Genomic DNA, 12,746 nt, shown 5'->3' with positions numbered 1-12,746 from the left:
ATCCTCGCTACGGGCGCTATTCTCGGACAGCCTCCCGGGAGGTTGTCCGAGAATAGACTGCCCCGAAGCTCGCGCACGACCACATGGATGTGGGAGCCGGGGCGACGCAGGATGCCAAAGCCTGAGGCTTTGTCACTCCAGGGGATTTTATGAGGGAGCGCAGAAGTACGGTCGACTGAACAAAACTCCCCAAGTGCGGCAAAGGACAAGCGAGATCGGGAGCACGTTTATGAAATGTCCGGGTTAGGCGGGCTTCGTTGCAGAAGTGGTTAAATGTCAAACCTCTGGTCTTTTAACCGCTTTTATGGGTAAATCATTTTTTCCAGGAAGTTGGATAAAAAGCCGGTAACGACTGTCTATATATTCCCCTTGTCCATATCTGGCGGTAAAACACTATGCCCATTCGAACCCTCTCAGGTGTCTTTCGTCGACGCTTACACCGGCAACGTTGTCACTATCGTTCCGGGCATATCCATCACCTGACTCCGGGATCCCCTCCCTGTCAGCTCAACAAAAAGACCCTCAATCTGCTCAGCTTTAACATTCAGGTGGGCATCAATACTCAGCAATACCGGCATTATCTGACCCGCAGCTGGCAGCATATTCTGCCTAACGCTAATCGCTTGGCTACCCTTGACCGGATTGCCGCTCTTCTGCCTGAGTTTGACCTGGTTGCCCTGCAGGAAGCTGACGGTGGCAGTATTCGCAGCAGCTTTATCAACCAGACAGAGTATCTGGCCTGCAAAGGGCACTTCCCATACTGGTATCACCAGATCAATCGTAACCTTGGCAAGCTGGCACAACACAGTAATGGCTTGCTTAGCCGGTTTGAACCCGTATCCCTGGAAGACCATAAACTGCCAGGACTGATTCCCGGCCGGGGTGCCATTGTCGCCCGCTTTGGCAACCCCGGGGAACCACTGACGGTAGTGATGATGCATCTGGCCCTGAGCAAAAGAACCAGAAATATCCAGCTATCCTATATCCGCGATGTTGTGCAGCACAATCAGCATGTAGTGCTGATGGGTGATATGAACACCCATGCGGATCAATTACTTAATGACTCACCCCTGAAAGATGCATCCCTTCATGCAGCTCACTGGGGGCAAAATACCTTTCCCAGCTGGCAACCAAAGCGTTCTCTGGATCATATTCTGATCAGCCCATCCCTGATTATTAATCGATTTGGTGTTATCAATTTACCCATCACAGACCATCTGCCGGTCTCTGTGCAAATCCGGATTCCTGACTCTGTATTGATCAAAGTATGATTGGTTGAACCGGAAAACTTCGGCTTGTCAGGTCTTGTTGGCAGGATATACGAGATGTTTGCTGGCTGGTACCAAGGTTTACAAGACAGGAAAATCAACAATGGAGACGCAATGATGAGCCTCAGGAACCTCGGTGTTTTTGGCTCAGCATTTGATCCGCCAACACTTGGACATCTGGATGTTTTACAACAGGCAGCCACCTGCCATGATTGCATCCTGCTGGTCCCCAGTGCATTTCATGCTTTTGGCAAGAATCCTTTGCCATTCGGCCTGCGTCTGCAAATGTTGCAATGCTTTGTTGAGGAAGCAGATGTTGGTTGCCCTGTGGAGGTATGTGATCTGGAAGCCAAACTGCTGGAACAAAATCCCGGCAGGCCAGTATACACCTATGACCTGATGGCAGCCTTGACCAGGAAATATCGGAATAAAACCACCGTGTCATTCATCAGGGGGCCGGATAACGCCAGGCCTGAAACCTGGAGCCGATTTTATAAATCACAGGAAATTGAGAAAAAGTGGCCGATCTTTACCGCTATTGAACGGGTTGCCATTCGTAGCAGTGAGGTTCGCAGCATTCTTGAATCGGCAAAAATAGCCGATGATCTTCAGCAAGGGTTAAATATGCTGCTACCATCTGTTCAGGCTTTCATTATCAATAACAACTTATACCAGACAGGAAATCCATGAAGCTTTCAGGCCTTGATGCCCGTGATGTACAGGTTCAGGAAAAGACAAAGGTTTATTCAGGCTTTCTGAAACTTGTTAAATACACTATTACCCACAAACTATTTAACGGGGGAGTCAGTCGTCCCCTAATCCGTGAAGCCACCGTCAGGCCACCCTCTGTGGGTATCATTTTATTTGACCCGGTTCATGACCAGGTGGTGCTGGTCGAGCAATTTCGTATGGGTCCTTTTTTAAGCAACGATGACCCCTGGTTGCTGGAAGTGGTTGCTGGCATCAGCGAGCCCGGAGAGACACTGGAAGAAGTTGCCATTCGTGAAATAAAGGAAGAAACCGGTTATCAGATTACTTCATTAATGCCGGTCTCTGATTTTTACGTCAGCCCCGGTGCAAGCAACGAAAAACTCAAGCTTTTCTGTGGTCTGGTGGATGCCACGACTGCTGGCGGTTTTTTTGGTGTTGCCGATGAAGGTGAGGATATCAGGGTTCATGTTCTTCCCTTCCGGGAAGCTTATGATATGGTGAAAGACGGAAGGATTGCCAACGCTCCGGCGGTCATTGCCCTGCAGTGGCTCAAGTTACATCACCATGAGTTATGCCAACATGAAAAATAACAGCTTCCCAAACCGGTTCCATAAGCGATATGCCTTCATCTTTATCGTTAGTTTGTTTTCGGTGATACTCGCCGGATGTCAGACAAACGGAAAAATCTTTCCTCAATTCAATCAGGAAAAACTTATGAAGGGTGGTAATTGGACGGTACTGCCCTTTATCAGCCACACTCATGTTCCGCCCGAGGATATGGTCCAACTTGAACGTATTTTGTTAGTCCAACTGCCCTCTAAAGGCATAATAAACCCTAAAATTTACCCGGCACCCAAAACTTTCACGGTTCCAGATTACCTCTACGATGTCTATCAGTTTGAGCAGGCACAAGTGTGGGCTATCAGTCAAGACATCAAGTACGCAATATCTGCCGAAATTCTTGAGTGGCAATATGATCAACAAAGCCGTTTTTCCACAGCCCTGAGCTTGAAGGTCACAAATATATCTTCGGGTGACTTGATTTGGAGCATGAATGGTATGGGAGAAGGGCTCCCTGGTGAAGATGCTTACGATGTGAGCAGAAAACTGATTGCTGATCTGGTTGCAGCCATACCTCTTCAATAAGTCAAAGGCTTTACTAATTCATCAAAAACGAGAAAAAAGAACATGCTCTTCGTACTCAGGGATGATAACAATCAGGTGTGTGCCGTTTCAGAGAAATCATTGTCGAACGAGTGGGAACAAGTCGGAATGGACGACGAAAGCCTGATGCTCTTTCTGCACAATAATCCGGAAATCAGCACAGGTATCATGGCGTCTTCCGATGCCGACTTCATTCGGGTACTTGAGGATGTGATTGACCTCTTGATTGATAAGCAGATCATCCAGTTCACTGAGTTTCCTGAGGCTGTTCAGGCAAAACTGCTCCATCGCCGAAGATACCGTGAAAGCCTGCGGAGTAGCGCTGATACAACACGGCTTCTGGAAGAGGATGATAACAGCATCCTCTAAAGTCAGTCACAAGCATTGTTTTCCAGCCCGGGAAGCTATCTTTCAGCAGAAATCATCCCTGGCGGGGTCATTCGGGCATTGCTGGTTGGCCAGTTTTCGGGCCAGCTGCCCTGTGACTCCATTGATATACTGGGTACCATCAACTTTGTCTCATCAATCCTTTCTGGAAACAGGATTCCATCCAGGTGGTCGATTTCATGCAGCATAACCCGGGCGGCAAACCCATCCAGCGTAGCCTCTATTATCTTTCCCTGATCATCAAAGCCTCTGACCCTCAAGTTTGCCGGTCTGTTCACCCATCCCCTGATACCCGGAACGGACAAACATCCCTCCCATGTCCAGCAGGTTTCCTGGCTGACTTCTATGATTTGAGGATTGATCCAGAATGAGAGCGGAATATCGGGTACGCTCGGATAACGAGACTTCGTCTGTTTCGAGACTCCTGTACACAATACCCTTATACCCCAGCCAATCTGCGGCGCAGCAATACCAACACCGTTTGCCTCAATTTGCTTTTTACGCAGCGTGTGGAGATTGTGTTGGAAGTCATCGGTCAGTATATCTTCAACACTGACCTGATGATGTTGCTGAAAAAGCAGGGGATCACCCATGATGAGCAGATCCGGATTATCTGACAAACGCATCATTAAACAATCACTCTCCAACGGGTTAAAAATTAGTGTAACTTAATACCCCCAAGACCGTTGAAAATTCAACTGAAGCACTGACCAGAATAAGGCAAAACAGGATTTCATCACGCCTGATACTTATAATGATTGCTTAATGCATATTTGTTAGCCATCATGAACAGAACTTATCGTTTACTTGTTTCCTGCCCGGACGCTACCGGCATCGTAGCCACCGTCAGTGACTTTATTGCCAGACACGGCGGCTGGATTGTTGAAGCCAATCATCACTCTGATCAAGTGACCGGGCGTTTTTACATGCGCAATGCAATCAAAGCGGACAGTTTGCCTTTTTCTCTGGATGAGTTTAAACACCATTTCACCCCCATTGCTGAACAACTCCGTCTGGATTGGCGCATCAATGACTCGGGAGTTCCTCAGCGTGTTGCCCTTCTTGCCAGTAAGGAGGCTCACTGCCTGTCTGACCTGCTGTACCGCTGGCGAAGTGGCGACCTGAATATGGAAATCCCCTGTGTCATCTCTAATCATGACGATTTGCGAAGCTATGTAGAGTGGCACGGTATTCCCTATCATCATATAGCTGTGAATAAGGATGATAAGGCACCAGCCTTTGAGAAAATGAGAGCACTGCTTGAACAGTACACTATTGATACGATTGTACTTGCACGCTATATGCAAATTTTACCATCGCAACTGTGTGAACAATATGCAGGCCGTGCCATTAACATTCATCACAGCTTTCTGCCGTCCTTTGTGGGCGCCAAACCCTACCATCAAGCCTATGTGCGAGGCGTCAAGCTGGTGGGTGCCACCTGCCACTACGTGACCGAAATCCTCGATGCTGGCCCGATCATCGAGCAGGACGTGATCAGGGTTGGGCATCACAACCTGCCAGAAGATATGGTTCGGTTAGGTAAGGATGTTGAGAAAAGTGTACTGGCACGGGGCTTGAGGTATCACATCGAAGATAGGGTTATTGTTGATGGCAGCAAGACCATTATTTTAGGATTATAAAGAATAGCTATTGCAGTCACCCTGTGGATAAGCTGTTAAAGTCTGTGAATAAGCTATGAATACACAGGGTATAACCAATCCATGCTCTAAATATCGTTCAAGGAAGAGTCATGAAACTACAGTCCTGCCCCTGCTGTCGGGGTAAAGCCATATTTGCCGACCTGATCATCGGCAAAGGCAGTCAACGGGTTAAGATGTGGCAAGTCAGCTGCAGTGGTTGTGGTTTATCCACCGAAATGGACGAAAATAAAAGATATGTGGCAAAACGCTGGAATCTTCGCCAGGAGTACGCAAATCTGAAAATGTGGGTAACATTGCTGGCAGCACTGCTGCCAGCGTCAATCATCATCAGTCTGCTACTTGGCAACCTGATGGGCATCAGTCTGATCAGCTGAGCTAATCATCTTCGCTGCACCCTGAATACAACTGGTAATATTATCCACAAGCTGGTTGATAAACCTCGCATAGCTTTGAGGTCCGGATTGAATATTTTCTGCTAATGGGTCAAGCACACCAACTTTAACGGAAAGCCCTTCGGTCAGCCGCTCTATATATGCAGGCAGGAACTGGGGTTCCCGGAAAATACAAGTTGTCCCCGCTTTGTCCAACTGTCCTTTCAGGCTTACCAGGTGGCGGGCTCCGGGTTGCTGTTCAGGATTCAGGGTGAAATAGCCCGCAACTTCCAACCCGTACTGCTCTTGTAAATAGCCATAGGCATTATGAAAAACGAAAAATGGTTGCTTTCCTGCCTGCTCTACTTTTTGACCGTTGCGCAAGTCTGTCTGGTCCATGCTGTTCAGAAACAGATCAAGATTACGCAGATAGTGTGACTGGTTAACCTTGTCCACAGAAATCAGCACACGGGCCATCTCTCTGGCAATAACTCTGGCGTTATTGGTGCTTAACCAGATATGAGGGTCGTAGTCACCATGATGCTCTGTGTTGTCGTGAACATGGCGCTCACGCCCTTCGCTGTTGCGCAGGCGAATTCCATGCATGTCCATCGCGGATACGGCTTTTATCCCCTTTGCAGAGGCCAGCATTTTTGGCAGGAAAGTCTCCATTGCAGGGCCTACCCAGAAAATGACATCCGCACTTCTTAACTTGCGGGCATCAGATGGTTTAAGGCTATGGCTGTGAGGTGAGCTTCCCGGAGGCAACAATACCTCAGTATGAGTTACCCCTTCGGTAACCGCCTGGGCAATCAGCTGCAATGGCTTGATGCTGGCAAGAACCTTTGGTGATTCTGCACTCGTGCAAAAGCTGGAAGTCATCAGTAACACTGTTATTAGTAACTGTTTAATGGGGAAAAACTGCATAAGACAACCACTCTTTCGGAAAGCGTTATAATATAACACTTCACTCTGAATGGGTATCAGGATGAATGGTCTACAATGAATGCGATCAGTTTTGCCCCGGGAGCCAACGTCATTAACAAGCTTCAAACTTCAGGAGTTCTATGGCCACACAATCAGTCTCTGGGGGTCACTGAGACTATCCCTTGGGTTACCTCAATATTATCGGGGATTAGTCATAACAAAACTTCCATCTAAATAAAGAAAGCCCAGTCAGGAAGTTGCATCCGAACGATCAACAGGCAGAAAACCCAGTATCAGGTCTTTAGTCTTGAATGTGTTTAAAAAGAAAGTCCGAAATTGCAGAGAACGGTATTTTTGCGAAAACAAACCTTCACCTCAGCAAAGGTTCGTATTTGAAGTGATTAAATGCCTTCCCAGTAATCTTCACCAAAAATGGCGCTGAGTCGCTTGTCCTCTTCCCGATCCTCAAGTGCTCTGCGTATTTGCAGGGAACGCCTGGAACCTTTCTGCTCAAGTTCAGGACGAATCAGTTGCTCATCCAGAATGTACTCTTTTTCAGCTTTTTTGCTTTTGCTCATAACAGCATCCTCTTTTTGTATTTGTTTTTAAATGATGCCTGATTACGATTACCAAAATATTAAATTACTGATCACAGAACAACTACTAATGTCGTATAAAAATGTGTGATAAATCGCACAAACAAACCATTACACAGGCAAGATCTTATGGCACAGTTTCGCTAAACTCTCTGTTCCGGTAAATACTCTCCCCATGGGGGCATCAAATTCTGACTGAAAGATTTTTTATGGACGTAACCTCAATACTCGATTCACTGAATGATGCACAGCGCCGTGCTGTTGCAGCTCCCGTCAGCTCTATGCTGGTACTGGCCGGTGCCGGCAGCGGCAAAACCCGCGTGCTTGTCCATCGGATCGCCTGGCTGGTCCAGTCTCAAGCCATGTCACCCTATTCGGTGTTGGCCGTCACCTTCACCAACAAGGCCGCAACAGAGATGCGCTCACGTATTGAGGAGCTACTGGGCATTGCCCCCAGGGGCATGTGGGTGGGTACTTTCCATGGTCTTTCCCACCGTCTGCTCAGGGCACACTGGCAGGAAGCCGGACTGCCCGAAAACTTTCAGATACTGGACAGTGACGATCAGCTGCGCATACTCAAACGGATCATGAAAGCCATGCAGCTGGATGAGCAAAAGTGGCCGCCACGTCAGGCCCAGTGGTTTATCAACAGCAAAAAAGATGAAGGACTTCGTCCTGATTACATCGACCCTGGTTACGACCCATTCGAACGCACCATGGTTGATGTTTATCGACGCTACCATGAATACTGCGAACAAGCCGGAGTGGCAGACTTCGGGGAGCTGCTGCTGCGGGCCCATGAGCTGCTGCTGAAGCGAGCTGATATTCTCCAGCATTACCGGCAACGTTTCCGATACATTCTGGTGGATGAGTTTCAGGATACCAACGCTGTGCAGTATGCCTGGCTACGATTACTGGCGGGAGACCAGGATAAACTGATGGTGGTGGGCGATGATGACCAGTCCATTTACGGCTGGCGCGGCGCCAGAATTGAGAATATACGTCAGTTCACCCATGACTTCCCCAATGCCCAGACCATCAAACTGGAACAGAATTACCGCTCTACCGGCAATATTCTCCAGGCCGCCAATGCCGTTATTGCCAATAACCCGGACCGTTTGGGAAAAGAGCTTCGTACCGATGGGGATAAAGGCGAGCCAGTGCACCTCTACGCTGGCTTTAACGAAATGGACGAAGCCCGGTTTATTACCGACCGGATTAAAGAAGCCATCACCAACAGCACGGCCCGCAGCGATATTGCCGTCCTTTATCGATCCAATGCCCAGTCCCGTATTCTTGAAGAGGCAATGCTCAGGGCAGGGATTCCTTATCGAATCTACGGCGGGCAGCGCTTCTTTGAACGGGCAGAAATCAAAAACGCCCTGGCCTACCTCCGACTTGTCCGTTCTGTAAATGACGACACTTCCCTGGAGCGGGTGATCAATATTCCCACCCGGGGTATTGGTGAGAAAACCGTAGAAAAGCTCAGGGAGGCCGCCCGAAGTCAGGGTATTTCACTGTGGCAGGCGATGAAAAACCTGGTGGCATCATCCGCAGTTGGCGGTAAGGCCGGTAAATCCATGGTGGCCTTTGTGGGTCTGATCGAGTCCATGAGCCATGGGGCTGAAACACTGGATCTGGGTGAACTGGCCGATTATGTAGTCACCATGAGTGGACTAATTGACCACCATAGCAAGGAGAAAGGGGAGAAAGGTCAGGCTCGGGTGGAAAACCTGGAAGAGCTGGTGAATGCTTGTCGTCAGTTTGACATGGATGAACTTTTTCTGGATGAAGAACAGGGTGAAGAAACCGAAGCCATGACGCCCCTGGATGCCTTCCTGGCCAATGCTGCACTGGAATCGGGGACCACTCAGGCTGATCAGTTCCAGGACAGTGTGCAGATGATGACGCTGCACTCTGCCAAGGGCCTGGAGTTCCCGCTGGTGTTCCTGGCCGGTATGGAGGAGGGGTTATTCCCCCATAAAATGTCCCTGGATGAAGGCAACCTTGAGGAAGAGCGTCGGCTTTGTTACGTGGGTATTACCCGTGCCATGGCAACCCTGTATCTGACCTATGCCGAAAGCCGACGCCTGTATGGCAGTGAAACCCTGAACCGTCCTTCCCGTTTTATTCTGGAGATTCCCGGTGAACTGCTTCAGGAAGTCCGCCTTGGTGGCACCATTACCCGACCGGTAGCGACTCGCATGGCAGCGACATCAGATGACCATGGTCTGTCACTGGGCCAGCGCGTCCATCACAACGTGTTTGGTGAGGGGGTTGTGATTAATTACGAAGGTGATGGCAACCAGGCCCGGGTGCAGGTCAATTTTGATTCTGAAGGCGCTAAATGGTTGATGATGGCCTACGCTAATTTGTCGCCAATCTAGGGGTATTGCTGATGGTGCAATGCTTGGCAGTGGTCATCATTTCTCCAGTGGCTTTATGACCCTGAACCAACAAAAAATCCTGGAGCAGGAACTTTTGTTAAATTGCCAGGTCCCAAGGCTTACGAACGAAATGAATGATCAGACAAGTATCAGATAATGATTCCAACAACTCGGGGATACTACTGAACCATGCCCGTGTAAATTCGATCCCTGTATCAATTTGACCGGAGTTATCATGCAAACAATTGCGCAAGGTTGTGCAGCCGCAAGCAGGATAGAAACCAATGAGCTGCAGTTATTGAGCAATCTGGAGTCGCTCAATGAATCAGTGGCTGCCTATAAAAAACGGGTCTCAGAAATCTCTGATTCGGATCAGATCAAATCCCTTGAACGGTTGAAACAGAAATCACCACTCGGATTGACGATCACCACTACTATGGATCAGCGAAAACTGGAAATTATCGAAATCAAGATTTCCATGATGCCGCAGTCGTCAGGCACTGTTATGGCCGATGCATCACAGCAGCATCAACAACAGAATATACCACACGATAGTAGCACTGAGCCTGAACCGGCAGATAATTCTATAGTGCCAGCTGGTGCCGTTTCAGCAAATAGCGACAATACACTGACAAGAACATCAACGGACGCCTCAGACACCGAATCATCAACTGGCATCTTCTCAGACACCGAATCATCAACGGATGCCTCAGACACCGAATCTATTGAACCAATCAAGGCTCATATTTTCCAATGCCAAACCAATTATCTGCAACTCGAACTGGCGACCAGCTTCGGTTGTTATATTCGCAATGCCAGCTTCAGCCCAACGAGTAAGAACCTGATTATTAATGGCCGCGACAATGAGAACCATTTTAGTCTGAGCATTTGGCGACAGGGTGTGGATGGCAACTGGTTGCCAAAAGGGAAGGTCAAGAACTCTGATGCAATCTTTCGTTACCAGCTTAACCAGTCGGAAAATACGCTCCTGAGCATCAGCTATGATGGCAATATCACGATGAGTACGCTGAACAACGATGGCCGTTGGCAGGAGGTGGTGGTGCTTGAGCACACCACCGCTAATGACAAGTCTCCGAGGGTGAAGGCAGACTTCAGCCCCTTGCAGGACAAAATGATGTCCTATGATCCACAATCCGGCGAAATCAACGTATTGCACGAGGATAGCGGCTGGTGGACTCCGCTAACCCAGACTAAAGAGATCAATCACTGTCAGCAAACTGTGCCGCAGCAAGTGTCTTTCGAGGCCACGAACCATTATTTACTGACTTACCAGGGCACAACAGCGACCATTTGGGGCTGTAGTAATGAGACTAACTGCCTGGAGGAGCAAAAGGTCATTGAGTGCAATGGCCAGATTGCCGGTGCTCAGCTAAGTCATGATGAGCAGCATGCTGTGATCTTCAACGAAGGTAGCCAGGCCATCTTTCTGGGTTGTGATGTCGATGGCAATTGGTCACAGATCGGGGAGATCTGTCATCCTCAATGGAGCATGAAAAATGACAAACAACCTTGCGCCAACCGTATTTGCGAAGCCACCTTCAATGCCTCCGGGCACTTTGCGCTGACCCGTGATATAGACAATACAGTTATTATTTCTGGTTATGACGCTAACTATGGTGCTCACGACAATCCCTGGACAGGAAAAACTGAAATTCAGAGGTGTGCAGAGGCCAAATTCAGCGCCTCCGGGCGTAAATTATTGGCCAGACAAGGTAGTGGCTCCTTTACACTCTGGGAGTGCAACAGTACTTCTGATCGCCTGGTTAATAGTCAGACCATTAAGCACAGTGGCAGTCACAAAGCCATATTCAGCCCTTCAGAGAATCTTCTTCTGAGCTATGGCAATGAATCAAATTTCGCCTGCATTTGGGGGGATGACGAGAAAGGTAATCTGATTGAGAAGGCGAGGGTATGTCATCAGGGGGGGGTTGACTATGCTGCCTTCAACGCTCAGGAGGACAGTGTGCTGACCCGCAGTCGTGACCGGACCGTAAAAATTCAGGCCCTCGACAGTCAGGGCAGACGGCAGGAACCATTGGTGGTTCAACATCAGAACAGTATTATAGATGCTCGGTTTTCCCGTTCAGGACGTCTTGCCTATACCATTAGCCTGGACGACACCGCCTGTATCCTTGGGCGCAACGATAATGGCCAGTGGATGAAACTGGCGGTGACGAATTCTGATGCCGACTTCATCAGGAATGCCAGTTTTAATGAATTGGAAAACCATTTTCTGACCTATGGCAACAAAATGAACCAGAAGGACAAACACCAGTTTGGCCTTGTGCAACTCTGGGGTATTGATGATGGCAAATGGTCAATAAAAGAGCAGATCAAACTGAATCATCCCGTTAAATCGGCCGAATTTAGCCCCGATGGTGATCATTTATTGATCCACTGTAACGACCGTATGTTTTCCATTGCTGGTATTTCAGAAGGTGGTACTGCCTTACTCTGGAAGATTCCGGCCAGCTCAGCTGGCACGTGAGGTTTGGCAAGATGATGTTATACGCTCTCCATACCCTCAAATCAGACAACATTCCTCCTGCTTTCTTGCTTTTTCCTCCAGTGCTTTCAGCTCCCGCCGCGTTTTTGCCCCTCTGGCAATCAGGCGTTCTGCGCACGCATGGTGCTTCCATCTATTTGCGATGTCCAGTGGTGTTCTGCCAATGCCAATATGGTCGGTGGCATTGACAATCGCTCCCCCGCAGAGCAACTCTTCCAGGCAATCGATCTGGTTCCAGTAGGCTGCGAGGTGCAAGGGAGTGAGGCCAAGGCCACAGGTAGCGTTGATACCTATTCCCCGGGTGGCGAGCAGCCATTTCAGGTTGTCGGTGCTACCATTTGAGGCGGCCAAGTGTAAAGGGGTTCGATCATAGATATTTTTGGCATTGACATCCACCCTGGGGTCAGCAATCAGCACTTTCAGGCAATCAGTGTGGCGGGGGGTGTCATATACGGCAACACAGTGTAAAGGGGTGGAATCATTGTTTTTGAGGGCACTGACATTCACTTCCGGGATCTTGAGCAGCACCTTGAGGGACTCGGTGTCGCCACAACAGGCAGCCATGTGTAAAGGGGTGGCTCCAGATTTGTTTAAGACGGCGTTGACATTGGCGCCCGCCATGCACAAAAGGTACAGACATTTACTATTCCCTTTCTCCAAAGCAATAGACAACAGCCGTTTATCTAAATGTATGTTGACACCACGATCGAAATTAATCTTCAGAATCTGTGCGAGTGCTTGCCA

At 48.8% G+C, this 12,746-nt stretch carries 13 protein-coding genes; 9 read left to right on the top strand and 4 right to left on the bottom strand.

Features of this window, described 5'->3' with window-relative positions; all coding sequences use genetic code 11:
- The first annotated feature begins 395 nt into the window (after window positions 1-395).
- The 5 genes from KDK14_RS09910 (at window position 396) to KDK14_RS09890 (ending at window position 3,512) form a co-directional block, all read left to right on the top strand.
- A complete protein-coding gene (locus KDK14_RS09910; RefSeq protein WP_257264940.1) occupies window positions 396-1,271 on the top strand; it encodes an endonuclease/exonuclease/phosphatase family protein in 876 nt (291 codons plus the stop codon).
- A gap of 111 nt (window positions 1,272-1,382) precedes the next feature.
- A complete protein-coding gene (locus KDK14_RS09905; protein ID WP_257264939.1) occupies window positions 1,383-1,958 on the top strand; it encodes a hypothetical protein in 576 nt (191 codons plus the stop codon).
- Complete coding sequence (locus KDK14_RS09900) at window positions 1,955-2,569, top strand: NUDIX domain-containing protein (RefSeq protein ID WP_257264938.1); 615 nt, start codon at window positions 1,955-1,957, stop codon at window positions 2,567-2,569. The genes KDK14_RS09905 and KDK14_RS09900 overlap by 4 nt, the downstream gene beginning before the upstream one ends.
- Window positions 2,559-3,125 (top strand): hypothetical protein, encoded by a 567-nt coding sequence (locus tag KDK14_RS09895; RefSeq protein ID WP_257264937.1) that lies wholly within the window; start codon window positions 2,559-2,561, stop codon window positions 3,123-3,125. Before KDK14_RS09900 ends, KDK14_RS09895 begins: the two co-directional genes overlap by 11 nt.
- Before the next feature lie 42 nt (window positions 3,126-3,167).
- Window positions 3,168-3,512, top strand: a complete 345-nt coding sequence (locus KDK14_RS09890; protein ID WP_257264936.1) for a hypothetical protein — start codon at window positions 3,168-3,170, stop codon at window positions 3,510-3,512.
- A gap of 35 nt (window positions 3,513-3,547) precedes the next feature.
- Here KDK14_RS09890 and def read toward each other — a convergent pair whose 3' ends face one another.
- A complete protein-coding gene (gene def / locus KDK14_RS09885) occupies window positions 3,548-4,159 on the bottom strand; it encodes a peptide deformylase (RefSeq protein WP_257264935.1) in 612 nt (203 codons plus the stop codon).
- A 156-nt stretch (window positions 4,160-4,315) separates the two neighbouring features.
- Here def and purU point away from each other — a divergent pair, with 156 nt between their 5' ends.
- Window positions 4,316-5,173: a formyltetrahydrofolate deformylase gene (purU, locus tag KDK14_RS09880; RefSeq protein WP_257264934.1), complete on the top strand. Its 858-nt coding sequence runs from the start codon at window positions 4,316-4,318 to the stop codon at window positions 5,171-5,173.
- A 110-nt stretch (window positions 5,174-5,283) separates the two neighbouring features.
- The gene (locus KDK14_RS09875; protein ID WP_257264933.1) at window positions 5,284-5,568 is read left to right on the top strand and encodes a Lar family restriction alleviation protein; all 285 of its coding nucleotides are present in this window, start codon (window positions 5,284-5,286) and stop codon (window positions 5,566-5,568) included.
- Here KDK14_RS09875 and KDK14_RS09870 read toward each other — a convergent pair.
- Together KDK14_RS09870 and KDK14_RS09865 are read right to left on the bottom strand one after the other, a co-directional pair.
- Complete coding sequence (locus KDK14_RS09870; protein WP_257264932.1) at window positions 5,530-6,447, bottom strand: zinc ABC transporter substrate-binding protein; 918 nt, start codon at window positions 6,445-6,447, stop codon at window positions 5,530-5,532. The genes KDK14_RS09875 and KDK14_RS09870 overlap by 39 nt on opposite strands.
- A gap of 446 nt (window positions 6,448-6,893) precedes the next feature.
- The gene (locus KDK14_RS09865) at window positions 6,894-7,070 is read right to left on the bottom strand and encodes a hypothetical protein (RefSeq protein WP_257264931.1); all 177 of its coding nucleotides are present in this window, start codon (window positions 7,068-7,070) and stop codon (window positions 6,894-6,896) included.
- Window positions 7,071-7,297: 227 nt separating this feature from the next.
- On the opposite strand from KDK14_RS09865, the gene uvrD reads away from it, so the two are divergent.
- Together uvrD and KDK14_RS09855 are read left to right on the top strand one after the other, a co-directional pair.
- Complete coding sequence (gene uvrD, locus KDK14_RS09860; RefSeq protein ID WP_257264930.1) at window positions 7,298-9,475, top strand: DNA helicase II; 2,178 nt, start codon at window positions 7,298-7,300, stop codon at window positions 9,473-9,475.
- Window positions 9,476-9,710: 235 nt separating this feature from the next.
- The gene (locus tag KDK14_RS09855) at window positions 9,711-11,984 is read left to right on the top strand and encodes a WD40 repeat domain-containing protein (protein ID WP_257264929.1); all 2,274 of its coding nucleotides are present in this window, start codon (window positions 9,711-9,713) and stop codon (window positions 11,982-11,984) included.
- 36 nt (window positions 11,985-12,020) lie between these two features.
- Here KDK14_RS09855 and KDK14_RS09850 read toward each other — a convergent pair.
- A partial coding sequence (locus tag KDK14_RS09850) for an ankyrin repeat domain-containing protein (RefSeq protein ID WP_257264928.1) occupies window positions 12,021-12,746 on the bottom strand: 726 nt, incomplete at its 5' end.

The sequence above is a fragment of the Endozoicomonas sp. ONNA2 genome (genome assembly GCF_024606365.1).
Lineage (GTDB): Bacteria > Pseudomonadota > Gammaproteobacteria > Pseudomonadales > Endozoicomonadaceae > Endozoicomonas.
The sequence above is the reverse complement of the archived record's forward strand: the minus strand, read 5'-3'. Positions and strand labels throughout refer to the sequence as shown.

Bases quoted from the DNA above. Each gene is read 5' to 3' on its own strand.
- KDK14_RS09910 (WP_257264940.1), top strand. From the start codon at position 396: ATGCCCATTCGAACCCTCTCAGGTGTCTTTCGTCGACGCTTACACCGG.
- KDK14_RS09905 (WP_257264939.1), top strand. From the start codon at position 1,383: ATGATGAGCCTCAGGAACCTCGGTGTTTTTGGCTCAGCATTTGATCCG.
- KDK14_RS09900 (WP_257264938.1), top strand. From the start codon at position 1,955: ATGAAGCTTTCAGGCCTTGATGCCCGTGATGTACAGGTTCAGGAAAAG.
- KDK14_RS09895 (WP_257264937.1), top strand. From the start codon at position 2,559: ATGAAAAATAACAGCTTCCCAAACCGGTTCCATAAGCGATATGCCTTC.
- KDK14_RS09890 (WP_257264936.1), top strand. From the start codon at position 3,168: ATGCTCTTCGTACTCAGGGATGATAACAATCAGGTGTGTGCCGTTTCA.
- def (WP_257264935.1), bottom strand. From the start codon at position 4,159: ATGATGCGTTTGTCAGATAATCCGGATCTGCTCATCATGGGTGATCCC.
- purU (WP_257264934.1), top strand. From the start codon at position 4,316: ATGAACAGAACTTATCGTTTACTTGTTTCCTGCCCGGACGCTACCGGC.
- KDK14_RS09875 (WP_257264933.1), top strand. From the start codon at position 5,284: ATGAAACTACAGTCCTGCCCCTGCTGTCGGGGTAAAGCCATATTTGCC.
- KDK14_RS09870 (WP_257264932.1), bottom strand. From the start codon at position 6,447: ATGACTTCCAGCTTTTGCACGAGTGCAGAATCACCAAAGGTTCTTGCC.
- KDK14_RS09865 (WP_257264931.1), bottom strand. From the start codon at position 7,070: ATGAGCAAAAGCAAAAAAGCTGAAAAAGAGTACATTCTGGATGAGCAA.
- uvrD (WP_257264930.1), top strand. From the start codon at position 7,298: ATGGACGTAACCTCAATACTCGATTCACTGAATGATGCACAGCGCCGT.
- KDK14_RS09855 (WP_257264929.1), top strand. From the start codon at position 9,711: ATGCAAACAATTGCGCAAGGTTGTGCAGCCGCAAGCAGGATAGAAACC.